The following is a 20,586-nucleotide window of genomic DNA, read 5'->3' as shown; positions in this document are numbered from 1 at the left end:
ACAGTCGGCGCGGTGCCGCGGACGATTTCGACCGAGGGGCCGATGGGGCGCGGTGCGGGAAGCGGCAGGCGCGGCCCGGCGGGCGCGGCGCGCGACGGCAAGGTGGGATTTTCGGAATAGAAACCGGGCGGCAGGCCCTCTAAACCCGGGGACCGGGCCCGCCGCGCCGGAGCCGAACGCCAACCGCCACCCAGGTCGCTTTGAGTGATGGACATGTTGGCGCCGTCTTCGATGCTCGTGACATTGCGCAGCGCGAGCGACAGTGCGCCGACGCGTTGGGCCAGAGCCAGTTTCTGTGCGCTGACCGGGTCGACTTCCAGCGTCGCCGTCTTGGCGAGTTTGGGATCGGTCTTGCTCTCGTCGGCTATCTGGTCGATCGCGATGACGCGGATTTTTTCGAGCAGGACGTCGGTGACCTGGTCGCCGCGGTCGGCGCTCTCGCCCGCCATCTGGCGCGTCAGCAGGATGTCGACGATGTCGCCCGGCGCGATCATGCCGGCAACGCCGGTCACATCGTCGACGCGCACCGCAACGGCGCGCATCCCTTCGGGTAACAGCGCCGAAATGCTGGCGCGGCCATCGTCGCCGGAAATCTTGGAAGCGAGGATCGGCTCGCCCACCGCGATCGGGCGCAGCGCGACGCGCGGCCCCCGCGGATTGTTGACGACGCCGATCGACGTCTTGAACGCGCCCTGCGGTAGCGAATTGGCGGGCCAGCCGACCAGTTTCGTATTCTGCGCCGTCAGCACGGTGCCGAAGGCCAGCGGCTGCGACGCGACGAGCACCTGGACGAGTTGCAGTTGCTCGACCTGCCGCTGCTGGCGTTCTTCAATGCCGCTGAAATAACGGTTGGCGAGGAATACGACGATCAAGCCCAAAAGGACTGCGATCCCTACGATATATGGTGTCCGATTCGACGGCATGGCCCGTGTCCCCCCGGAATTGGCCAAGTAAAATTCCCTGCCGGAACCAAGGTTCCGGCAGGGATTTCCACCTTAATCAGCAACCGGCTGCCGGCGCTTGACCCGCTGTGGTCGGAATGCAGTCGGTCGCATTGCTCATGGCGCCCCGAATGGCGCCGCCGAGGTTCCACGCCGCAAGCGCAATGCCGGTACCGACGATCGCGAGGATCAGGGCATATTCGGCGGCCGAGGCGCCGCTTTCGTCACGCACGAAATTCTTCAGAAAATTCTTCATGGTCAGACTCCTGTAACCGCATCGAGAGCGGTTGATGTCTGTCCTCCCCCCCCATGGAGTCGGCAGACATTCCTGCTGAAGGAGTGCAGTGGAACCGACGCGACCCGGTGTAGAATATCCGGCTGGCGCCGGTTCAACCTGTCAATGCGGTCCCTCAGCAAGGAACAGGTTGATTCAAAACCTTTTCCGGCAAACCGTCAACAAAATATTAACTTTTGTTTATAAAGTCTTAATATTCATTGTCTGATTAACTATTTTCAGAATGCGGGCCGTGAAATGGTTAACTGCCGATCGATTCGACTCCGATTCGTAATTTGGTTTAATCATGGCTAATTTAATTATTATCTGCAAATAACTCGCATTATCGTCGAAGCGGTTATCTAGGCTCTATGTCGCTAAAAAATATTTCGCATGCCGACTGGCACTTCGAGAGGCATCGCTATTTTTCCGCAAAGCGGACCTTACGAATCCAGCGGAACATTATCTTAACCATAATTGCTTTAAACTGGTGCAAGGCCACGAGAGGTGTCGATCATGATCGCAAATGCCGCCTTCGAGCGAGTAAGGCTGAAACTGCTCGACCGCAGCCGTCACTTTGTTGCGGCGCTCGAAGACAGCGTCCGGCGAATGCTGCTGGGCTGGGTTATCGTTATCGCGCTTCTCTCGGCCGGCCGCATCCTTTCCTCGTCGCTTCCATCTGGCGGCCTCGCATCGGCGCTGATGCTTTTTGTCCCGCACATGCTGGTCCTCGCCAGTCCCTTTTTCGGCTACTGGGTCGCCAACTGCCTTTTTCCGCGCGGTATCGATTTCACCCAGCCCGAAATACGCCTAGCGCGCTTCGGCAACTGGCGCGCGCTCGATCCGGTGGCGGCGCGTCGACACCGCGCGTTTGGCCCGGCGGGCATGATGGCCTCGCTGCTGGTCGGCATGTTGCTCAACCTGCCCCTCCGTACGGCCGAATTCATGGCGGGCGTGCCGGCGATGACCGCGGCGGCGCCGCCGTGGGGGCAAATGATCTACCTTGCGATGGCGACAGACATCGTGGTGATGAACTTTCTCTATACCTTGTGCTTCTTCATGGCTCTGCGCCGCATGCCCTTTTTCCCGCGCCTGCTGCTGCTCACCTGGTGCATCGATGTCGCTTCGCAGCTGGCAATAGCCCAATATGTCAGCGGCGCTCCGCACCTGCCCGCCGCCGTCGCCGCGGCGCTCGCACCCCTGATCGAAGGCAATCTCGAAAAAGCGTTCATCAGCATTATCGTCTGGATGCCCTATCTGATGCTATCGGAACGCGTAAACGTCACCTATCGCTGGCGCCAGCCGGCCTAAACGAGGCGAGGGTGCCGGCGCGCGGGGGCGCGCGGCTTGAATGGGGGAAGGCAATGAGAGCGGAAATCCGGCTTTCCCTGGTCATCCTGCTTGTTGTCGCCCTGTTCGCGGTCGCGCTTCATTCGGTCGGGGTCAATCCCTTCAGGCTGGCGGGTTATGCCGCAAATCTCATCCTGTTCGTTGCGGCCTGGTTTGTCATGTCTTCGGTTCGCTTGGTCTGGCACCTGCTTCGCGACCGACCGGCGTATCCCCTCGCTTATCTCTGGATACATGATTTCGGCCATGAATACCGCGCGCGGTTGATGCACTCATGGCCGATTCTTCTGGCCGCGATCATCTTCCTCCCGACGTTTTCGGCCATGAAAAGCGCGATTCCGTTGTTCCAGGACTATCGGTGGGACCAGAGCTTCATCGATCTAGACCAGCTGATTCACGGGACCGATGCCTGGCGCATGCTTCAACCCGTCCTCGGTTTCCCGATCCTGACCTTTGCGATTTCGACTCTTTACCAGATCTGGATCCTCCTCATTTACATGGGCACGATTTTTGTCGCGCTCCATGTTGGCGACCGCGACCTGCGGCTGCGCTACTTCAAGTCGTTTTTCGCCATCTGGACGGTCAATGGTGTGCTCCTGGCTATCGCCTTCGCATCGGTTGGGCCCTGCTTCGCAGGCGCCATGCTGGATAATCATCATTTTGCCGAGCAGATGGATTATCTGCATCGCGCCAATATGCATTGGCCCATCATGTCGATCGAGGTGCAGCAACAGCTCATTCGATGGCATGGCGGGGGATCGGCCGAGCTCGGCCGCGGCATCTCGGCAATGCCATCGATGCATGTTTCGCTCGCTGTCCTCTTCTTTCTCGCTGCCCGGCGGATCAATCGCGCGATGGGCGTCTTTTTCGGTATTTACGCGGCCGTAATCCTGATCGGCTCCGTCCACCTCGCCTATCACTATGCGATCGACGGGTATCTATCGATCGTCACGACCCTGCTCTTGTGGGGGGCGTTTCGGCGGCGCGCGGCGGCAACGAACGGCGTGCAGCAGCCGTCCGTGCCGGGCCTGCTCCCAGACCGCGCCCGATGAGCGCAACTGCTGCGTCGCGCCCTCGGGGCTGGTATCTCGCCTGGTCGATTGCGCTGGCCCCTATGCTGCTCCTCGCGATCGGCTGGGGACACGAACTTTCGCCGACGCGGAGCTTGGCGCGGTCCTATGCGCTGCCGATCGTTGCAGTCGAGTTGGCGATCGCCATCGTGGCCCTTGTCGAGACGCGCCGTTTCCCACGCGTGCCGCGGTTTCCTGCGGCGCTGCTTCTTTTTCTCGTCGCGGTCGCTTTTTTCAGCGCCGCGCGTGCGCCCGATCCGGCCACCAGCCTTTTCATGACCCTGCTATGGGTCAATCACCTTCTCTTCGGCTTCGGGATCTACCAGCTCGCCCGGCACGGGCTGCTGACCGTGCCGCAGATATTGCGCGCAATGCCGATTGCGTTCGCCTTGTTCGGGGCGGTGCTGATTGCCTATTATGCGCTGCATTCTGAACATGGTCACAACTGGTATCAAGACTCGCCATCGTTCAATAACATCCGGTGGCTCGGCTATTATTGCGCCGTCATTTTTGGATTGTGCGCCGGGGGGTGGCTGGAGAGCCGCAGGGTGGGGCTGGCCATAGCCATATTCGCGCTCGCGCTCGCGCTATGGACGGGGTCGCGGGGCAGCTTGACCGCTGTGATCGGAGGATATGTCGTGGCCGTGCTCTTCGTTCCCGTCGCGGCCAAGGCGACGCCCCGCTTTCTCGGTGCGGTTTTGCTGTCCACATTATTGGCGCTGGCCGCCTCGCAAGTCTGGCCTTTGGATCAAGGAAGTGCGGAACGCCTGTTGTTCGATCAGACGGACAGCGGCAGGACCGAGATTTGGCGGCAGACCGCCTCCCTGATCGGTCAAAGGCCCTGGCTCGGCTGGGGCGAGGCCCAGTTCAGCACGCTGCTCCAATCCCGTTTTGCGCAACCACACAACATCGTGTTGCAGATATTATTGGCTTGGGGAGTTGTCGGCTTTGGCCTGATTGCCGTTCTGGCCGCTCTGCTCGCCGACAGGGGGCGTCGGAATGCCAATCGGCAAAACGCGCCGCTGATATTTGCGATATGCAACATCGCAGCCTTTTCGCTGATCGACGGAAGCCTGTTTCACATCCATTCGGTGTCGGTATTTGCGCTTTGCGCAGCCTTGCTTGCAGCCGGCGAAGGAAGTGCAACCGAAATGCGATAGCTGCGCGCCGGTTTCCACGCGATGCCACCGATAAGACAGTCTGCTTCGCGAATGCTTGCGACCAAAGAATTTGAAGCGTTTCTTCCTCGGCCATGTTGGCCTCAGGAGAACGATCATGGGAAGGTCAGAATTTGACTACGTGCCCGCGATTGATGACCGCCGCGCCTCGCAGGAGTTCCTGCGCCTGTTGACCAAGATCAATGCCTGCCGCGCGTTCGGTCGCCATGTTTTGAACCTATCAGCGAAGAGGGAGCGGAAGATGTCTGGAAGCAACATCAAAGGGCCTTGGGGTCGGGTTCCGCCTCTTCATGTCGATGTGCTGATCGTCGGCGCCGGTAAGGACGCGTTCCCGCGGATCGACCTGCGCGAAGCGGAGTTCGTCTATGACGGCGAGTTCCCGGCGACGTCGGCCCGCACCGGTACGGAAATTACAGCCTGATGGCGTGGCCGCGCCGCGAGGCCGGCCGGGGGCATAGGCATGCCACGGGCGGCGACCCGGACGCCATCGGCCAGGGACCCAGCGGGCGGGTGCGGTCATTCGCCGCGCCCTTCGACCCACATCAGCGCCGCGCCGCGATCCTCGGGCTTGAACACCCGATAGCCGATATGCGGCAGAAGGGCGCTTTCGATCCGCGTGAGGGCCCGGATCCATAGTTGATCGGCGACGACCGCGACGCGCCCGAACCGCTCGAGCTTTGCGAAAAGCGGTACGGCCCGCGCGATATGCGCGGCCAGCCCGCTGATCTCGATACCGTCGATCGACCGCGTCTCGGCATAGACATGGACGGTCTCGTTTGCCGCCATCGCGGTGTCGAGCCGGTCCATGATCGAGGTTAGATCCTCTCCCGTGATCTTGCCCTCGACACGGACGGCGAGCACATCATCCCTCGTGTGGATCATTTCGAACATGACTTGGCCTTTCCGGTGACGCTCGCCAGCATCGCCGCGACGGCGAGCAGGTCGAGCGTGAGGCTCTGCGCTGCAGGGAGGATCGAGGCGAACGGCCAGGCGAACCCGATCGTGAGCGAGACCATCATGCTGACCGCGCCCGAGAGATAGAGCCAGCCGCGGCCCGCATGGCCCCGCACGAGGGCGAGCGTCAGCCGCGCCGCCGCTCCAACCGCGAGAATGCCCGCCATCGCCATTGCGGTATGATAACCGCCGAGCAGCGGATCGACGAACAGGATGATCGCCTGAATCAGGCAGGCGAGCGCGCTTGCGAGCCAGAGCCGCCGGTCCAGCCGGTCATTGCAGGTCGCCGCCATGCGGCCCTGCACGATCGCGGCGAACAGCATCGCGGCGACCAGCATATAGATGGCGGCGATCGTCTCGAGAAAGGTGCGCGAGAGGACGAACAGGATGAGCAGACACGCCGCCACGCCGATCTCGAGCACCGAGATTTCTTTCCAGAGGCTGCTCTGCACCGGGCGGGCGGGCACATTGGTCGCAATCATCAATTGTCTCCCTTGCGGAAATGGCGTTGGGAGCATGCATAACGCAGCGCTGGAAGCGCCGCATTGCGGGATTCTACGGACCCGTCCGTTCCTGCGCTTCCGTCCGCCGCGATGCGGCGCCGCACTCGGCGGAGCTGTCGTCGCCATCCGCGCTCAGCAACGCGCGGAATGCGGCAAGGCGCGTCCGATACCCCTCGGCATCGCCAAATTCGAGAAACTCATAATAGCGCTGGTGCGGGTCGCTGATCCTGAGCGCATGCTTGATCGGGCACCAATATTGCTCGGTCCGGCTTCCGATCTCGCGGGCGTAGGCGATCACGCCATTGGCGTAGGCGCAATAGGCACAGTTCAGGGCTTCGACCCAGTTGAGATAGGCGAGGCGTCCCCGGTCGAACGCGATATAATCGCGCCGCTCGACGCGGGCGATCCCATAGGCGCGAAAGCAGATGGCCTGGTAGACGCTGATCCAGATATCGAGGAGGAGCAGCGGCAAGAGCATCGAGTAGATGACGGGTGCGCTGATCACAGCACCGAAGGAGGAGCGGGCTAGAAAAGCGCGCACGCTGGTCTTGAGTTTCCGTTGTTCGATGACGATGCCGCGCTCGAATTCGACAAGCCGGTCATGGACCCGCACGCCCAGCGCCCGGCGCCGATGTTCGATCTCGCGATCGAGTTCGGCCTGCAGATCGACGATGGTCCGCGCGATCTCGTGCATGCGCTGCGTCACGCGGCGGACCTCGCCGCGCGCGGATCGGCCGCTTCGATGATGACCTTGAGCGCCTTCGTCTCAGGTGCGCGGGAGAAAACGTCATAAGCCTCCATCATGTCGGCCATCGCAAAATGGTGGGTGACAAGCTGTTCGGGGTCTAATTGTTTCGCCTCGACCATCCGCAGCAGCTGCGGCGTCGAAACGGTGTCGACCAATCGCGTCGTGATCGTGATATTGTGGGACCACAGGCGCTCAAGATGCAGATCGGCCTTGGTGCCATGCACGCCGACGTTCGCAATCCTTCCTCCGGCTGCGACGAGCAGTTGGCAAAGTTCGAAGGTGGCGGCGATGCCGACCGCCTCGATCACCGTATCGGCGCCGCGCGCGCCGGTCATCTCTATCAGCGCCGCTGCGGCGTCGCGCGTGCCGCTGTTGATCGTGTCGCTGGCGCCGAACCGGCGCGCGACAGCGAGACGTGCCTCGTCCAGATCGATCATGATGATCCGGGCGGGCGAGAAGAGTCGCGCGGTGAGCAGCGCGGCAAGCCCGATCGGCCCCGCGCCGACAATCGCTACGGTCGATCCCGGGGCGACCTTGCCGTTGAGCACGCCGCATTCGAAGCCGGTCGGGAGGATGTCGCTGAGCATGACCAGCGCATCCTCGTCGGCCTGCTCGGGGATGGCATAGAGGCTCGTGTCGGCATGCGGGATGCGAACATATTCGGCCTGGGTGCCATCGATGATGTTGCCGAGAATCCAACCGCCCGTCGCGCAATGCGATTGCATGCCCCGGCGGCAATATTCGCAGCGCCCGCACGCGGTGATACAGCTGATCAGAACATGATCGCCGGGCGCGAAAGCCGTCACGCCCGCCCCGATGCTGTCGATGATGCCCACGCCCTCATGTCCGAGGATGCGCCCCGGCTCGCAGCTGGGGACCGCCTTTGAGAATGTGAAGGTCGGTCCCGCAAATGGTCGTCTTGGTGATGCGCACGATCGCGTCGCCCGCATCCTGCACTTTGGGGACGGGCCGCTCCTCGACGGCCTTCAGGCCAGGGCCGTGATAGACGAGGGCTTTCATGCGAAGTCTCCTTTTGTGGATGGAAGGGCGCCTGGACCTTTGCCTGGACGGCCTCGATCGTCGCGCCGGCACCGCGAGATCTGAGGTTTCTGCCTATGCCGCACGGCGGCGCCGCTTCTGTTCGGAGCGCGCCGCCTCAAAGCCGGCGAGGATCCGCCGCATCTCGTCGAGCGCCTTGCGGCGACCTTTCTCGCTGCGAATATGGGCGAGGTTGTGCTTCAGATTGGCGGCGAAATCGGCATAGTCGTTCTGCCAGTCGTCGCCCGCGAGTTGGGCAAGATCGACGCGTCCGGTCCGGATTCGCTTCGGGGCTGCGCCGGAGGTGAGCGCGAAGCTCTCGCCGATCGCAGGAGCGACGACGGCGAGGCCCGGCGTTTCGGATTGGACGAGGAAGCGAAGCGCTTCGATCGCTTCGCTCTCGCCATGGTCGAGAAAAAGTCCGCCGCGGATCGGATGACGTTCCCGAATCCAGGCCGCGAGTTCGTCCCGGTCGGCATGCGCCGAATAGCTTTCGATGCGCCGGACGGCGGCGCGAACATTGATGTCCTTGCCCGAAAGCCGCACGCGCTCGGCCCCATCGAGGATGACCCGCCCGAGCGATCCGCGCGCCTGGAAACCGACGAACAAGATCGTCGACTGGCGCCGATGCAGATTATGCTCGAGATGGTGGCGGATGCGCCCGCCCTCGCACATGCCCGAGGCAGCGAGAATGATGGCGCCCGACACGCTGTTGAGGCGGATCGATTCGGCGACATCCTCGACATAGCGGATCGAGGGGTGACGGAAGATGTCGCTGCCCGCGACATCCTCGAGCTCGGCCGCGTGCGCCGCGAAGACTTTCGTTGCCCGGCTCGCAAGGGGGGAGTCGACGAAGATGGGGACGTTCGAGATGCGGTTCGCCTCGGCGAGGTGAGCGAGGTCGAGCAGCAGCTCCTGCGTCCGCTCGAGCGCGAACGTCGGGATGATGAGATTGCCGCCGCGCGCGAGCGCGGCCTTCACTTCGGTTTCGAGGAGCTGACGGCGGTCCTCGATCGTCAATTTCGGCCGCGGCCGGTCGCCATAGGTCGATTCGCATATGATGAAGTCCATGCCCGTGGGCGCATCGGGATCGCTCTGGAATGCCTTGTTGTCGGGTCCAAGATCGCCCGAGAAGAGCAGGCGAACCCCGCCCGCCTCAAGCTCGACCGAGGCCGAACCCAGAATATGCCCGGCATTCCACAGTCGCGCCTTGAAGCCCGGTGCGGGCTCGAACCAGGTCCCAAGCTCGGCGGGCCGCGTCAGGCGCCACGCGCGCAGTCCATCGGCCTCGGTGTAGAGCGGCTCGAAGATCTTTTCGCCCGCGCGGTCGTAGCGGCGGTTCCGCCGCGCGGTGTCGCTTTCCTGGATTCGGCCGGCGTCGGCGAGCATATATTCGAGTAGGTCGGCGGTCGGCGCGGTACACCAGACGCCGCCACGATATCCTTCCTTCGCCAGCTTCGGCAACAATCCGCAATGATCGATATGAGCATGGGTAAGAAGGACCGCGTCGATCGTACCGACGTCGAACCCGAAGGCGCCGTGATTAAGCGTCTCGAGGCTTCGCGATCCCTGGAACAGCCCGCAGTCGATCAGAAGCCTTCGCTGTCCGAGCGTGAGTTCCATGCACGAGCCGGTGACCGTGCCCGCGGCCCCATGAAAGGCGATCTTCAGCTGCGTTTCGGCGTCGGCCATGACAAACTCTCTTTCGTTCGCAGGTGGAAGGGGACGCGGCCTTGCATCGCGCTCAGCGCCCGGCCGCGCCATATTCGGTCATCGTCTCGAGCCACGTCGTGCGGTGCTTGGCATCGCCCTCGACATTGCCGACGATGCTTCGCTCGGTGGGCGTGATGCCGACAAAGCCCAAAATGTTGCGCTCGAGGCTGCGCAGGCTGTGCGCGCGAAAATAGACACGGTAAAAGAGCGCGGGCATCCCCATCGTCGCGACGATATGCGCCGTCCGGCCCTTGAGGCGCTTTTCGGGCAAACCCTTCGCCTTGGGCTGAAAGGCGAAGCCGGGACGCATGACCTGTTCGAAGAAGCCCTTGAGGCGGGCGGGCAGGTCGCCGAGCCAGAGCGGGTAGAAGATCACCAGATGTTCGGCCCAGGCAATATCGTCCTGCGCCTCGGCGATCGCGGGCGGCAGCGGACCCTCTTCCCACTCGGCGCGACTTTCGAGCAGGTCGAACGCGAGGCCCGCGACGGCGATGCGGCGGACGTCATGACCCGCCGCCAGCGCCGCCGCCGCATAGGCGTCGGCGAGCGCATGGACGAACCGCCCCGGATCGGGGTCGGGGTGTCCGTCGATGAGCGTGATCCGTCTGGCCTTCATGGAGAATTCCTAAAGGTGCGCGCGATGGCGCGGCCGGAACGGACCACCGCGCCGGGCCGAGCTGGACGGATAGGCGAGGCGCGGCGATCCGCCTGCCGCTTTTGGGATCGCGGACGCATTCCTCCTATCCGTAGTTTCCCGCATGATCCCGCCGCGCGTCCGGCCTTAGCGAAGCGGCATGCCCCTTAAGGATCAATACGGATCGCCCACGCAGCGAGCGTTTCGCTCTCGCCCGAAAATCGCTATGGATCGCGACCGGGGGAAGGCGCACCTTGAGGATGGCGGCGCCTTTTTTGCAGCGCGGGCGGAGGCCGCGCGGTCGATGTCGATGTTGCAACGCTCTTTCGCGGCGCGTCTCGCCTGCGCGCTGGCTCTCGTCGCCGCCGCGGCGCTGCTGCGCTATGCGCTCAAGCCCTGGCTCGCCGGCAATTCACCCTTCCTGCTGTTCGCGCCCGCGATCCTCGCCGCCGCCGTCCTCGCCGGACCGCTCGCGGCATCGATCGCCACCGGTCCCGCTCTGCTTCTCGGCCTCTATTTTGCCGGCTATCGCGGCGACGGAACCTATAATCTGGTCGAGGCCGCGGTCTTCCTGCTCACCGCGGCCGGCATCGTCGCGCTGTCGCAGGCTTTCGAGCGGATGCGCAAGCGCATGCACGAAAACGACCGCCACGCCGCACGGCGCGATGCCGAGGCGGCGCTCGTTGCCGAGGAGCTCAATCTGCTGATCGACGGCGCGCAGGGCCATGCGATCTATCTGCTCGACGCCGATGGCCGGGTCACGATCTGGAACAAGGGCGCCGAGCGCCTCAAGGGGTGGTGCGAAGACGAGGTCGTCGGCAAGGCATCGGCGATCTTCTATCCGCCCGACGCGGTTGCCGCGGGCAAGCCCGCCGAGGATCTCGAGAGGGCCGCGCGCGAGGGCCGCCTCGAGGCCGAAGACTGGCGCGTGCGCAAGGACGGCTCGGAGTTTCTGGCCGACGTCTCGATTACCGCACTTCGCAACGACGACGGAAGCCTTCGCGGCTTCGCCAAGATCGTCTCGGACATCACCGCGCGCCGCGCCGCCGAGGAAGCCTTGCGATCGCAGGAAAGCCATCTCCGGTCGATCCTGTCGACGGTGCCCGACGCGATGGTCGTGATCGACGATCAGGGGCTGATCGTCTCGTTCAGCGCCGCCGCCGAGCGCCTGTTCGGCTATCAGGAAGCCGAACTGCTTGGCGTCAATGTCAGCCGGCTCATGCCGTCGCCCGATCGCGAACGCCACGACGCCTATATCCGCCGCTTCCTCGAAACCGGCGAGAAACGCATCATCGGGATCGGACGGGTGGTGTTCGCCGAGCGCAGGGACGGCTCGACCTTTCCGATGGAATTGTCGATCGGCGAGGCGTCGAGCGACGGTCATCCGCTCTTTACCGGCTTCATTCGCGATCTCACCGAGCGCCAGCGGACCGAGGCGCGGCTCGAATCGCTCCAGTCCGAACTGACCCATGTCTCACGCGTCAGCGCGATGGGGACGATGGCCTCGACGCTTGCGCACGAACTCAACCAGCCGCTTACAGCCGTCGCCAATTATGTCGAGGCCATTCGCGACCTGCTCGCCAGTCCCGATCCCGCCGATATGCCGATGATCCGCGACGCGCTCGACGATACGGCGAAGGAGGCGCTGCGCGCCGGCCATATCGTCCGGCGTCTGCGCGATTTCGTCGCGCGCGGCGAGGTCGAGAAAACGATCGAGAAACTGTCGTTGCTCATCAACGAGGCGGCGGTTCTCGGACTGATGGGCGCGCGCGAGAAGAGCGTCGAGCCCCGTTTCGACCTCGATCCCTATGCTTCGCCGGTGCTCGTCGATAAGGTCCAGATCCAGCAGGTATTGATCAACCTCATCCGCAACGCCGTCGAAGCGATGGCCGACAGCCCGGTGCGTCAGTTGACCGTCACGAGCCGTCCCGACCAGCGCGGCTTTGTCCGGGTGATCGTCGCCGATACCGGCCCGGGCGTCACTCCCGAGGTCGCCGAGCAACTCTTCACGGCGTTCGTCAGCACCAAGGCCGAAGGCATGGGGCTCGGTCTCTCGATCTGCCGGACCATCGTCGAAGCCAATGGCGGCCGCATCTGGATGGAGAAGCGCGCCGGCGGCGGGACCGAGTTTCATTTTACGCTGGTGAGCGCGAAAGCGGAGGAAGATGATGTCGGATAGGAAGCTTGTGCATATCGTCGACGATGAGGAGGCGATCCGGCGGTCGGCGAGCTTCATGCTCAAGACCTCGGGCTATGCCGTCGAGACCTGGGCCAATGGCGCCGAGTTTCTCAAGGAAATACGGCATGTCCCCGAAGGCTGCATCCTGCTCGACGTGCGCATGCCCGAGATGGACGGGCTCGAAGTCCAGCAGGCCTTGCTCGAACGCGGGGTCACCATGCCGGTGATCGTGCTCACCGGCCATGCCGACGTCTCGATCGCGGTGCGCGCGATGAAGGCCGGCGCGGTCGACTTCCTCGAAAAGCCTTTCGAAAAGGCGGTGCTGATCGGCTCGATCGAGACCGCATTCGCTCGCATGGCCGCCGCGGACACTGTGGTGGCCCGCTCCGCCGAGGCCGAAGTGGTTCTCGCCATCCTGACCCCGCGCGAACGCGAGGTTCTCGAAGGTCTCGCGCAGGGGCTGCCCAACAAGACGATCGCCTATGACCTCGGTATCTCGCCGCGCACGGTCGAGGTGCACCGCGCCAACCTCATGGCGAAGCTCGACGTTCGCAGCCTCTCGGATGCCTTGCGGCTCGCTTTTGCGGCCGGACTCGGCACATGACATCTGCGGACATTACGTAACGACCGCCTGCTGCCTCTCCGATAGACTTTTGTCCTTCGGAAGGATGCACCGCATGACCACAGGCCGCGGCGAATACCCCATGGCATCAACCCGCCGCTCGGCGCTGGCCGCTGCCGTGCGGCAGCGGGGCACGGCGCCTCCGGTTGATCTGCTGACGCATCGCGAGATGGAGGTCGCGGCCGGGCTGGTGCGCGGGCTCACGAACAAGCAGATCGGGGACGAGCTCGGCATCAGCCACCGCACCGTCGAAATTCATCGCGCGCGCTTGATGCGCAAGCTCGGCGCCTCGACGCTTGCCGGGCTTCTCGGCATCGTCCTGCCGCACCGCGACCGGATCGACGCGCTGATCGCCGAACAGGCAAGGGCGGGAGCCTAGACCTTCTCCGATGGGAAGGCCGTGCGTTCTCGTCACTTGTTATCGACATGGATGCCCTTCTTTTTTGGCAACTTTCGCGCTCGCGAGGACAATGATCGGTATTCAGGCTTCAGAAGAGAAGGATCGGGACGAGCGTCAGGCTCGCCGCGACGCCCAGGACGAGCGGCAGCGCGAGCTTCCACCCCTTCCGCCAGCCAGCGATCGCCACGACGGTCGCGCCCTTGAACAAGGTGTTGGCAAGAACCGGTGCGACGATCACGATCGTCGCGAGCTGGCCTTTGAGCAGGCCCTGGGGAAGCGAGCCCACGGCGATGATCGCCGAGTCGACGTCGGCCAGTCCCGAGAGTGCGATGACGAGCGCGAGGCCTTGTTCGCCGACCAGCGCCATCATCCAGCGGGCGGCGACCGTCAGCAGCATGACGAGCAGCATCAGCCCGATCGCCGGCGCGAGGCGGAACGGGTTCTTGAGTTCGACGGGGCGGTCGGTGGCGCTGGTGCCGCGGCGGCTGCGCAACGCAAAGAAAATGGCACCGCCGCTCACCAGCGCCGCGGGCGCAGCGATCCAGGCGAATCCGGGCATGGCCGCCGGCGCCAGCACCGCCGTCAGGATCGCCGCGCGGATGAGCATCACCGCCGACGCGGCACCGATCCCGGCGATCGCCATCGCCTCGCTTTCCTCGCCGTCGCGCACGCGCATCGCGAGCGCCGCGGTGACCGCGGTCGAGGAGACCATGGCGCCGGTCGCGGCCATGACGAGCGTGCCGCGCGACGCACCGAAGCGCTTTGCGGCAATATAGCCGAGAAAGGAGAAGCCCGAGACGAAGACGACGACCAACCAGAGCTGGCGCGGATTCCAGGCGTCATAAGGGCCGAAGCGCTGGTCGGGCAGCAAGGGCAGGATGGCGAGCGCGATGAGCGCGAAGCGAACGATCGCCCCGACCTCGACATCGCTGAGTCCCGCGACCCAGCGATGCAGTTCATCGCGGAGCGCGAGTACCATCGTCATGGTCACAGCGATCACCGCCGCCATCTCGGACCGGCCGCTCGCGGCGAGATAACCGCAGCCGAGCGTGATGAGCGCGGCGAGGCTTGTCGTCCCGCTGAGCTGGTCGGGCGGACGCGCGCTTTTCGCATAGCCGATGAGGGTGAGGATCGCCGCGGCGCCGGCGATGGTCGCGGCAATCGCCGGGGTCTGGGCTGCGGTGGCCGCCGCCATACCGCCCGCGAGGCCGAACAGGGCAAAGGTCCGCACGCCGGCGAAGCGGCTGCCCGCCGCCTCGTTGCGCAGGCTCCAGCCGCGCTGGACGCCGACGAGCAGCCCGAGGAGGAGCGCGAGCCCCAATCCGGCGAGCCCTTCGAGTCCAGCGCCTGAAATTGCGTCGGTCATGTCGCTCGCGCGGCGCTGCGGCTCAGCCGCCGCGCTCGCGTTCGCATGCGATGCAATGCGTCGCGGCCGGCAAGGCCTCGAGGCGGGCGGCATCGATCGGCGTGCCGCATGAGGTGCAGATGCCATAATGACCGCCGTCGAGCCGCGCGATCGCATGCCGGATCGCTTTCATCTCCGCGTCCGCGGCGCGTTGCTGCGCGCCGAGCGCCTCGTCATCTTCGCGTTCGACCGCCTGCTCGGCCGAATCATCATCGAGCGGCGCGCGCTGCTCGCTTTCCACCCGCTCCACCAGCGCAGCCAGCCGATCGAGCCGCGCAACGAGGTCGGCGCGAATCTCGGTCAGATCGTGCATCACGCCGCCGCCTCGTGCGCGATAAGTGCGGCGATCTCGTCGAGAATGAACAGGCGCCGCTTCTTCAGCGTCTCCAGTTCGTCGTCGGGCACGGCGGCGAGGGAGGCCTCGAAGCGCTGGATCCGGCTCGAAAGGTCATGATGATCTTCGGCGAGCTTGCGGAAATGGGCGTTGTCGAGCTTGAGCGCATGGAGCGTCGGGCCATGGTCGGGAAACATCGTGTGAAGGTCGTGGCGGGCTTCGCTCATCTTCGGTCCTTTCGTCGCGGATTTGTCGCGCCGGATTGCGCCGGGACGCGCCGTCTGTCGTTACGCAATAGCCCTTACGTCCGGCGTCGGCCGGGCGGCCGACGCTGCCCCGCAACGCGCCGCGCAAGGGGCATACGTACAGTTGCGTAATCGCCTCTGCGCGGCGCTCCGCTATCTGGACCGCATGAGGGGTCAGCCACATCCATTCCGCCACCATGGCGGCAACCGCCCGGCACCGGGCCGGTACGCCGTGCCCGCATCGCTTGCGGGAGGACGGCGATGAGCGATTGTGCCTCCTGCGCGGTCCGCTGCCGCGCCATCTGCGCCAGCCTTGCCGTCGACGAAGCCGCCGAACTCGGCCACATGGGGCGGCGCCAGCGCGTAAAGTCAGGTCACACTCTGCTGTGGGAAGGCGACGAAGCGCCCACGGTCGCGAATGTCCTGTCGGGCGTTCTCAAGCTCGTCGTCGCCACCGCAGATGGTCGCGAGCAGATCGTTGGCCTGGTCTTCCCTTCCGATTTCATCGGCCGTCCGTTCGGCAAGCAAAGCCCTTACCGGGTCACCGCGATGACCGACGCCGAGGTCTGCATCTTCAATCGGCAGCTGTTCGACGACTTCGCGGGCCGCCATCCGCATTTGCAGCAAAAGCTTCTGCACCGCACCCTCGACGAACTCGATCGTGCGCGGCACTGGATGATGCTGCTCGGCCGCAAATCGGCCCCCGAGAAGGTCGCCTCCTTTCTTCTCGATATGGAAGAACGGCTTCCTGGCGATGCCGGCGGTGGGTCTGGCGGCTTCGAACTGCCCTTCGGCCGCCAGCAGATCGCCGACATATTGGGGCTAACCATCGAGACGACCTGCCGGCAACTCACGCGCATGCGCAGCGACGGTCTCGTCGACCTTCCTTCGCGGCGCGCGGTGCGGATCAACGACCGCGCCCGCGTGGCGGCCATGGCCGGCTGAACCGATGGCAGGGTACGCGAAGCTCGCCCGAAAGGGAACGATCCTCCTGGGGGCGGCCCTATGGCTTTCCCTCGCGGCGTCGGCCGAGGCCGCCAGCCCGCAGGGGAGCGTTCTCGAAGCGGCCAAGCGGCTGGCGCCCGGCGATTATATCTGGGCGCCCGAGATCGCGCCGCGCGGACCTTTGCTCATGATCGTGAGCCTCGCGACCCAGCGCGGCACCCTCTATCGCAACGGTGTGCCGATCGCGATCACCACCGTCTCGACGGGCAAGGCGGGCCATGAAACTCCAACCGGCATCTTTACGATCCTCCAGCGCGACATCGATCATCGCTCCAACCTCTACGACGATGCGCCCATGCCCTATATGCAGCGGCTGACCTGGGGCGGGGTGGCGCTGCATGGCGGACGCTTGCCGGGCTATCCGGCGTCGCATGGCTGCATCCGGCTGCCGCAGGCTTTTGCCCGCCTCCTCTATGGCGTGACCCGGCTCGGGATGACGGTCATCGTCACCAAGGCCGCTGCCGTGCCGCGCGCGGCTCCCGGCGATCCCCTGCTCCGGACCGGGCCGGCGCTGGCAGAGGGCGCGGTGCTATGGGAGCCGGAACGGGCACCAAGCGGCCCGGTGTCGATCATTGTCAGTGCCGCCGACCAGCGGCTGCTGGTACTGCGCAACGGGATCATGATCGGATCGGCGCCCGCGCGCATCGAAGGTCCGGTCACCGGCACCTCGGCATTCGTCCGCCAGTCGGGCGCATCGGGCGCGGCAGCCTGGCTCGAGGTCGCCATCCCGGGCGCAATTGCGGACAAGGCGCCCGCGCCCTTTTCCGGACGCGTTCATATCGCAGCCGATTTGCGCGCGCTGCTTGCCCCGCTCATGACCGCGGGAACCAGCGTCATCGTGACGCCGGATTCGCTTCGCACCGCGAGCCCGGCGCCGGTTGAGATTCTCGGCGGCGACGAGAGTGCCGCGCCAACACGCTAAGACGCGATAGTATCGGGCCACGCTGCGCGGCCGGGGCAAGACCTGGGGCGGACGGCGCATGGTCGAGCTCGCGGCCTGGTCGGCGCCGGGCGTAACCGATGTCGAGGATTATCTCGCGGTCGACAGCGATCCCGCTCGCCTTGGGGAAGGGGCGAGTCCCTGCGGCCGTCCGGACATCCGGGTGGCCGCCTTTCTATCCGTATCATTGCGCATATCGGCCGGGGCGTGCGGCCCATAAATTCGTCGAAGACAAAAAGGAGACGGCTCATGAAAAATATCCTGTTGCTCGTGCATGATGACCATGGCCAGGAAGCCCGTCTGCAGGCGGCGCTCGACATTACCCGCGCGGTCGAAGGTCACCTGACCTGTATCGACGTCACCCCCTATCCGCTCCTCGCTGGCGACGGGTTCGGCTTTGCCGAGGCCGTCGTCGTCCTCGACGAGCGCGAAAGCGAAGCGAAGAACAAGTCGGTGATCAGCGACCGGCTGTCGCGCGAGGATGTAAGCTGGAGCTGGGTCGACGCGATGGACGAGATCGCAAACGCGGTGCTCGATGCCGCCGACCTCGCCGATCTCATCATCCTCAATCGCGCGCTCGACGGCTTTCCGATGCCCGATATGCGCGACATTACGAGCCGCATCGTGGCGCGCGCGAGCGCGCCCGTGCTCGCGGTGCCCGAGACGCTCGAGCGCTTCGAGCTCGAGCGCGCGCTCGTCGCTTGGGACGGCCGCCCCTCGGCGGCGGCTGCGCTCCGCGCCGCGGTGCCGCTCCTCGCCTTCGCGAAGGAGGTCGAGATTTTCACCGCGCAAGGATCCGACAATCATATCGCGCCCGAGGAAGCAGCAACCTATTTATCGCGCCACGGCATCAAGGCGAATGTTCGCAAGACCGACATCGGCACGTTCCACGCCGATTTCCTGATCTCGGACGAAGCCACGATGTTCCGCGCGGACTATATCGTGATGGGCGCTTACGGCCGCGGCCGGCTGCGCGAGACCTTCGGCGGTACCACGAAGAATCTGCTTTCGAAGAGCAAATTTACTCTGCTCATGAGCCATTGATCGATGGCCTTTGGCCTTGCTCTCCGGCTTCGGGCTCGCACCCCCAACGGCGCGAGCCCGACGATTTTACAAGAATCTGCATGTGGCGGTCGGGACCCGGTCGCCATGCCAAAGCTTCGATAACGGGACCATGGACATGTTGATCGCCCGATCGGGTTGGAGCGAGGCACCGCCGACCATCCTTATCGTCGAGGATGACCCGGCAGTGCGCCGCTCGCTCCTCCTGCTTTTGCAGGGACGCGGATTTGCAGCGAAGGCCTGGTCCGCCGCCGATCCCGCGCTCGCCGAGGCGGCGCGCGCCGCGCCCGACTGCCTGATCGTCGATTACCGGCTCGAGAGCAGCGACGGGATCGCGATGCTCGGCGCGCTGCGCGCGCAGGGCTGGGATGGACCTGCCATTCTGATCTCGGCCTATCCGTCCGAGGAATTGAGCGCCCGGGCGCGCGAGGCGGGCTTTGCGCTTGTTTTCGAAAAGCCGCTGCGCGAGCATATGCTCGTCGACGCCGTGACGAGGCTCACGCGCAGCGGCACGCCGTCCGCGTGAAGGCATAGACGTCGGCGTCGTCGGCGATCGCAATCTGCGCGAGAATATGCGCGGCGGCGCCGAAGCCATAGAGGCCAAGCGTCTTCGCGCCGTCCGCCATGCGATAGGCACGGTAGCCGATGAGCCCGGCGCAGAGCAAAGGCGCCGCATAAACATCGTCGAAGGCGGCAGGGATTGTGAGACAGAAGCGCGCATCGGCGACGACGTGCGACGCGAAGCCACCGTCGCGCGTGAAGCCGGTGAACTCGGGCGCGTCGCAGAGATTTTCGTCGCCCGCAGTGCAATAGGGGCAGACCCCGCAGCTTCGACCGAGCCAGGGCACGCCGACCCGGTCGCCAGGCCCGAACCGCGTGACGCCCGCGCCGAGCGCATCGACGCGGCCGACGATCTCATGGTCCGGGATGATCGGAAGCCGACCGCTGATATCGCCATCGGCGATATGGAGATCGGTCCGGCACACGCCGTACGCGGCGACCGCGATCCGGATCTCGCCGTCGCCCGGTGTCGGCATCGTCCGCTCGACGCGGCGCAGCGACGCCCCCGGCGCGTCGAGTTGCATGGCATGAAAACCCTGGTCCATTTGGTGCGTCTCCAGCCGGCTGCCTGTCGGGGGGCCGACCCGATGGCCCAGGTCAGCCAAGCTCGAGTTCGAGCAGCGCCAGCGTGGCGTCGCCATCATAGTCGCTCGACTTGAACCCCAGCGTCCGTTCGACCTCCATCGCGCCCCGATTGGCGCGGCTCTCGATCGACCGCAGTGTCTTGAGGCCGCGGGCGCGGGCGAGATCGACGGCATGGTTGAGGAGGGTCCAGCCGACGCCGCGCGTCTTATACGCCGGCGAGACCGAAATCGCGACCTCGGCGGTCACAAAAGCGTCGTCGGCGGCGATCAGCAGGCTCCCGATCAGCTCCGACGTCGCCGCATCGAACGCGAGCAGATGCTCGCGGTGCCGGTGATCGACCCCGATCATCGCCGCGAGCTGGGCGCTCGAAAGGTGCGACTGGCCGCTCAGGAAGCGGAACTGCATGTCGTCGGCCGTCAGGCCGTCGAAGAAATGATTGACGCTGTCGGCGTCACTGTCGGCGACCGGCCGGAGGCGAAGATCGACGCCGCTGCGGGTCTGCAGGCAGGTCTCGGTCGCCTCGCTCAGCGTGGTGTCGGGCGCGTTGGTGAGTGTCATCATCTGTCTCCTTGATGTGGGCCGGACCGCCGGAGCGGCGAAGTGCGAAGGGTGAGCGTGCCCATGATGCGGCTATTCTCGCGCCGCGGGTCGGCCGGCGCGCGGTTCACGGGAGTCCGGCGCGGATGCGCGCGAATTGGGGGCAACGGACGGGGTTTCTGCATCGCCTGCTCCTTTGCGAAGACAGGCTAACGCACAGAGCGGTCGGCGCATTTCGTAATTATACGGAACGACCTCTTTGCGACGCGCTGCCGCTCAGCCTGAAAGCGCGACGTTATTGACCTGGGTCA

The 20,586-nt window shown here is 64.9% G+C and carries 25 protein-coding genes; 11 read left to right on the top strand and 14 right to left on the bottom strand.

Features of this window, described 5'->3' with window-relative positions:
* The coding region (cpaB, locus tag VJ811_RS17540; protein WP_324074751.1) for a Flp pilus assembly protein CpaB at positions 1-872 on the bottom strand (872 nt) is incomplete at its 3' end.
* 127 nt (positions 873-999) lie between these two features.
* The gene (locus VJ811_RS17535; RefSeq protein WP_324074749.1) at positions 1,000-1,197 is read right to left on the bottom strand and encodes a Flp family type IVb pilin; all 198 of its coding nucleotides are present in this window, start codon (positions 1,195-1,197) and stop codon (positions 1,000-1,002) included.
* A 534-nt stretch (positions 1,198-1,731) separates the two neighbouring features.
* Here VJ811_RS17535 and VJ811_RS17530 point away from each other — a divergent pair.
* The 4 genes from VJ811_RS17530 to VJ811_RS17515 all read left to right on the top strand — a co-directional run bounded on the left by VJ811_RS17530 (position 1,732) and on the right by VJ811_RS17515 (position 5,231).
* On the top strand, positions 1,732-2,526 hold the full coding sequence (locus tag VJ811_RS17530) for a DUF2569 domain-containing protein (protein WP_324074747.1): 795 nt from the start codon (positions 1,732-1,734) through the stop codon (positions 2,524-2,526).
* A 53-nt stretch (positions 2,527-2,579) separates the two neighbouring features.
* Entirely contained in the window at positions 2,580-3,614 is a 1,035-nt protein-coding gene (locus VJ811_RS17525; RefSeq protein ID WP_324074745.1) for a phosphatase PAP2 family protein, read from the top strand.
* Between the two features lie 62 nt (positions 3,615-3,676).
* On the top strand, positions 3,677-4,792 hold the full coding sequence (locus VJ811_RS17520; RefSeq protein ID WP_324074743.1) for an O-antigen ligase family protein: 1,116 nt from the start codon (positions 3,677-3,679) through the stop codon (positions 4,790-4,792).
* A 70-nt stretch (positions 4,793-4,862) separates the two neighbouring features.
* Complete coding sequence (locus VJ811_RS17515) at positions 4,863-5,231, top strand: hypothetical protein (protein WP_324074741.1); 369 nt, start codon at positions 4,863-4,865, stop codon at positions 5,229-5,231.
* 95 nt (positions 5,232-5,326) lie between these two features.
* Here the strand turns inward: VJ811_RS17515 and VJ811_RS17510 are convergent, their stop codons facing one another.
* From VJ811_RS17510 to VJ811_RS17480, 7 genes are all read right to left on the bottom strand, one after another.
* Positions 5,327-5,701, bottom strand: a complete 375-nt coding sequence (locus VJ811_RS17510; protein WP_324074739.1) for an STAS/SEC14 domain-containing protein — start codon at positions 5,699-5,701, stop codon at positions 5,327-5,329.
* On the bottom strand, positions 5,689-6,246 hold the full coding sequence (locus tag VJ811_RS17505) for a hypothetical protein (RefSeq protein ID WP_324074737.1): 558 nt from the start codon (positions 6,244-6,246) through the stop codon (positions 5,689-5,691). Before VJ811_RS17505 ends, VJ811_RS17510 begins: the two co-directional genes overlap by 13 nt.
* Before the next feature lie 73 nt (positions 6,247-6,319).
* Positions 6,320-6,973, bottom strand: a complete 654-nt coding sequence (locus VJ811_RS17500) for a hypothetical protein (protein WP_324074736.1) — start codon at positions 6,971-6,973, stop codon at positions 6,320-6,322.
* Entirely contained in the window at positions 6,970-7,851 is an 882-nt protein-coding gene (locus VJ811_RS19430) for a zinc-binding dehydrogenase (RefSeq protein WP_414711972.1), read from the bottom strand. Before VJ811_RS19430 ends, VJ811_RS17500 begins: the two co-directional genes overlap by 4 nt.
* Before the next feature lie 4 nt (positions 7,852-7,855).
* On the bottom strand, positions 7,856-8,035 hold the full coding sequence (locus tag VJ811_RS19425) for a hypothetical protein (protein WP_414711971.1): 180 nt from the start codon (positions 8,033-8,035) through the stop codon (positions 7,856-7,858).
* 93 nt (positions 8,036-8,128) lie between these two features.
* The gene (locus VJ811_RS17485) at positions 8,129-9,745 is read right to left on the bottom strand and encodes an MBL fold metallo-hydrolase (protein WP_324074733.1); all 1,617 of its coding nucleotides are present in this window, start codon (positions 9,743-9,745) and stop codon (positions 8,129-8,131) included.
* Positions 9,746-9,797: 52 nt separating this feature from the next.
* The gene (locus VJ811_RS17480) at positions 9,798-10,382 is read right to left on the bottom strand and encodes an NAD(P)H-dependent oxidoreductase (protein ID WP_324074730.1); all 585 of its coding nucleotides are present in this window, start codon (positions 10,380-10,382) and stop codon (positions 9,798-9,800) included.
* A gap of 328 nt (positions 10,383-10,710) precedes the next feature.
* Between VJ811_RS17480 and VJ811_RS17475 the strand changes: the two genes are divergently transcribed.
* The 3 genes from VJ811_RS17475 (at position 10,711) to VJ811_RS17465 (ending at position 13,580) form a co-directional block, all read left to right on the top strand.
* Positions 10,711-12,579, top strand: a complete 1,869-nt coding sequence (locus VJ811_RS17475) for a PAS domain-containing sensor histidine kinase (protein ID WP_414711970.1) — start codon at positions 10,711-10,713, stop codon at positions 12,577-12,579.
* On the top strand, positions 12,569-13,183 hold the full coding sequence (locus VJ811_RS17470) for a response regulator transcription factor (RefSeq protein WP_324074755.1): 615 nt from the start codon (positions 12,569-12,571) through the stop codon (positions 13,181-13,183). The genes VJ811_RS17475 and VJ811_RS17470 overlap by 11 nt, the downstream gene beginning before the upstream one ends.
* Before the next feature lie 73 nt (positions 13,184-13,256).
* Positions 13,257-13,580 (top strand): response regulator transcription factor, encoded by a 324-nt coding sequence (locus VJ811_RS17465; RefSeq protein WP_324074728.1) that lies wholly within the window; start codon positions 13,257-13,259, stop codon positions 13,578-13,580.
* A gap of 109 nt (positions 13,581-13,689) precedes the next feature.
* Here VJ811_RS17465 and VJ811_RS17460 read toward each other — a convergent pair whose 3' ends face one another.
* Genes VJ811_RS17460 through VJ811_RS17450 form a run of 3 tightly spaced genes read right to left on the bottom strand, consistent with a single transcriptional unit; the run spans position 13,690 to position 15,567 of the window.
* Complete coding sequence (locus tag VJ811_RS17460; protein ID WP_324074726.1) at positions 13,690-14,967, bottom strand: DUF4010 domain-containing protein; 1,278 nt, start codon at positions 14,965-14,967, stop codon at positions 13,690-13,692.
* Positions 14,968-14,989: 22 nt separating this feature from the next.
* The gene (locus VJ811_RS17455) at positions 14,990-15,319 is read right to left on the bottom strand and encodes a TraR/DksA family transcriptional regulator (RefSeq protein WP_324074724.1); all 330 of its coding nucleotides are present in this window, start codon (positions 15,317-15,319) and stop codon (positions 14,990-14,992) included.
* A complete protein-coding gene (locus VJ811_RS17450; RefSeq protein ID WP_324074722.1) occupies positions 15,319-15,567 on the bottom strand; it encodes a YdcH family protein in 249 nt (82 codons plus the stop codon). The genes VJ811_RS17455 and VJ811_RS17450 overlap by 1 nt, the downstream gene beginning before the upstream one ends.
* A 279-nt stretch (positions 15,568-15,846) precedes the next feature.
* Between VJ811_RS17450 and VJ811_RS17445 the strand changes: the two genes are divergently transcribed.
* From VJ811_RS17445 to VJ811_RS17430, 4 genes are all read left to right on the top strand, one after another.
* Positions 15,847-16,530, top strand: a complete 684-nt coding sequence (locus VJ811_RS17445; RefSeq protein WP_324074720.1) for a Crp/Fnr family transcriptional regulator — start codon at positions 15,847-15,849, stop codon at positions 16,528-16,530.
* A gap of 4 nt (positions 16,531-16,534) precedes the next feature.
* Complete coding sequence (locus VJ811_RS17440; protein ID WP_324074718.1) at positions 16,535-17,512, top strand: L,D-transpeptidase; 978 nt, start codon at positions 16,535-16,537, stop codon at positions 17,510-17,512.
* 267 nt (positions 17,513-17,779) lie between these two features.
* Positions 17,780-18,574 (top strand): universal stress protein, encoded by a 795-nt coding sequence (locus VJ811_RS17435; RefSeq protein WP_324074716.1) that lies wholly within the window; start codon positions 17,780-17,782, stop codon positions 18,572-18,574.
* Between the two features lie 136 nt (positions 18,575-18,710).
* On the top strand, positions 18,711-19,118 hold the full coding sequence (locus VJ811_RS17430) for a response regulator (protein WP_324074714.1): 408 nt from the start codon (positions 18,711-18,713) through the stop codon (positions 19,116-19,118).
* Here the strand turns inward: VJ811_RS17430 and VJ811_RS17425 are convergent.
* Both VJ811_RS17425 and VJ811_RS17420 read right to left on the bottom strand, forming a co-directional pair.
* The gene (locus VJ811_RS17425; protein ID WP_324074713.1) at positions 19,090-19,698 is read right to left on the bottom strand and encodes an alcohol dehydrogenase catalytic domain-containing protein; all 609 of its coding nucleotides are present in this window, start codon (positions 19,696-19,698) and stop codon (positions 19,090-19,092) included. The genes VJ811_RS17430 and VJ811_RS17425 overlap by 29 nt on opposite strands.
* Positions 19,699-19,750: 52 nt before the next feature.
* Positions 19,751-20,296 (bottom strand): GNAT family N-acetyltransferase, encoded by a 546-nt coding sequence (locus VJ811_RS17420; RefSeq protein ID WP_324074711.1) that lies wholly within the window; start codon positions 20,294-20,296, stop codon positions 19,751-19,753.
* Positions 20,297-20,586 lie beyond the last annotated feature (290 nt).

It is taken from the genome of Sphingopyxis sp. (assembly GCF_035250425.1).
Lineage (GTDB): Bacteria > Pseudomonadota > Alphaproteobacteria > Sphingomonadales > Sphingomonadaceae > Sphingopyxis.
The sequence above is the reverse complement of the archived record's forward strand: the minus strand, read 5'-3'. Positions and strand labels throughout refer to the sequence as shown.

Coding starts and splice junctions, on each gene's coding strand:
- VJ811_RS17535 (WP_324074749.1), bottom strand. CDS start 1,197: ATGAAGAATTTTCTGAAGAATTTCGTGCGTGACGAAAGCGGCGCCTCG.
- VJ811_RS17530 (WP_324074747.1), top strand. CDS start 1,732: ATGATCGCAAATGCCGCCTTCGAGCGAGTAAGGCTGAAACTGCTCGAC.
- VJ811_RS17525 (WP_324074745.1), top strand. CDS start 2,580: ATGAGAGCGGAAATCCGGCTTTCCCTGGTCATCCTGCTTGTTGTCGCC.
- VJ811_RS17520 (WP_324074743.1), top strand. CDS start 3,677: ATGCTGCTCCTCGCGATCGGCTGGGGACACGAACTTTCGCCGACGCGG.
- VJ811_RS17510 (WP_324074739.1), bottom strand. CDS start 5,701: ATGTTCGAAATGATCCACACGAGGGATGATGTGCTCGCCGTCCGTGTC.
- VJ811_RS17505 (WP_324074737.1), bottom strand. CDS start 6,246: ATGATTGCGACCAATGTGCCCGCCCGCCCGGTGCAGAGCAGCCTCTGG.
- VJ811_RS19425 (WP_414711971.1), bottom strand. CDS start 8,035: ATGAAAGCCCTCGTCTATCACGGCCCTGGCCTGAAGGCCGTCGAGGAG.
- VJ811_RS17485 (WP_324074733.1), bottom strand. CDS start 9,745: ATGGCCGACGCCGAAACGCAGCTGAAGATCGCCTTTCATGGGGCCGCG.
- VJ811_RS17480 (WP_324074730.1), bottom strand. CDS start 10,382: ATGAAGGCCAGACGGATCACGCTCATCGACGGACACCCCGACCCCGAT.
- VJ811_RS17475 (WP_414711970.1), top strand. CDS start 10,711: ATGTTGCAACGCTCTTTCGCGGCGCGTCTCGCCTGCGCGCTGGCTCTC.
- VJ811_RS17470 (WP_324074755.1), top strand. CDS start 12,569: ATGTCGGATAGGAAGCTTGTGCATATCGTCGACGATGAGGAGGCGATC.
- VJ811_RS17465 (WP_324074728.1), top strand. CDS start 13,257: ATGACCACAGGCCGCGGCGAATACCCCATGGCATCAACCCGCCGCTCG.
- VJ811_RS17460 (WP_324074726.1), bottom strand. CDS start 14,967: ATGACCGACGCAATTTCAGGCGCTGGACTCGAAGGGCTCGCCGGATTG.
- VJ811_RS17455 (WP_324074724.1), bottom strand. CDS start 15,319: ATGCACGATCTGACCGAGATTCGCGCCGACCTCGTTGCGCGGCTCGAT.
- VJ811_RS17450 (WP_324074722.1), bottom strand. CDS start 15,567: ATGAGCGAAGCCCGCCACGACCTTCACACGATGTTTCCCGACCATGGC.
- VJ811_RS17445 (WP_324074720.1), top strand. CDS start 15,847: ATGAGCGATTGTGCCTCCTGCGCGGTCCGCTGCCGCGCCATCTGCGCC.
- VJ811_RS17440 (WP_324074718.1), top strand. CDS start 16,535: ATGGCAGGGTACGCGAAGCTCGCCCGAAAGGGAACGATCCTCCTGGGG.
- VJ811_RS17435 (WP_324074716.1), top strand. CDS start 17,780: ATGAAAAATATCCTGTTGCTCGTGCATGATGACCATGGCCAGGAAGCC.
- VJ811_RS17430 (WP_324074714.1), top strand. CDS start 18,711: ATGTTGATCGCCCGATCGGGTTGGAGCGAGGCACCGCCGACCATCCTT.
- VJ811_RS17425 (WP_324074713.1), bottom strand. CDS start 19,698: ATGGACCAGGGTTTTCATGCCATGCAACTCGACGCGCCGGGGGCGTCG.
- VJ811_RS17420 (WP_324074711.1), bottom strand. CDS start 20,296: ATGACACTCACCAACGCGCCCGACACCACGCTGAGCGAGGCGACCGAG.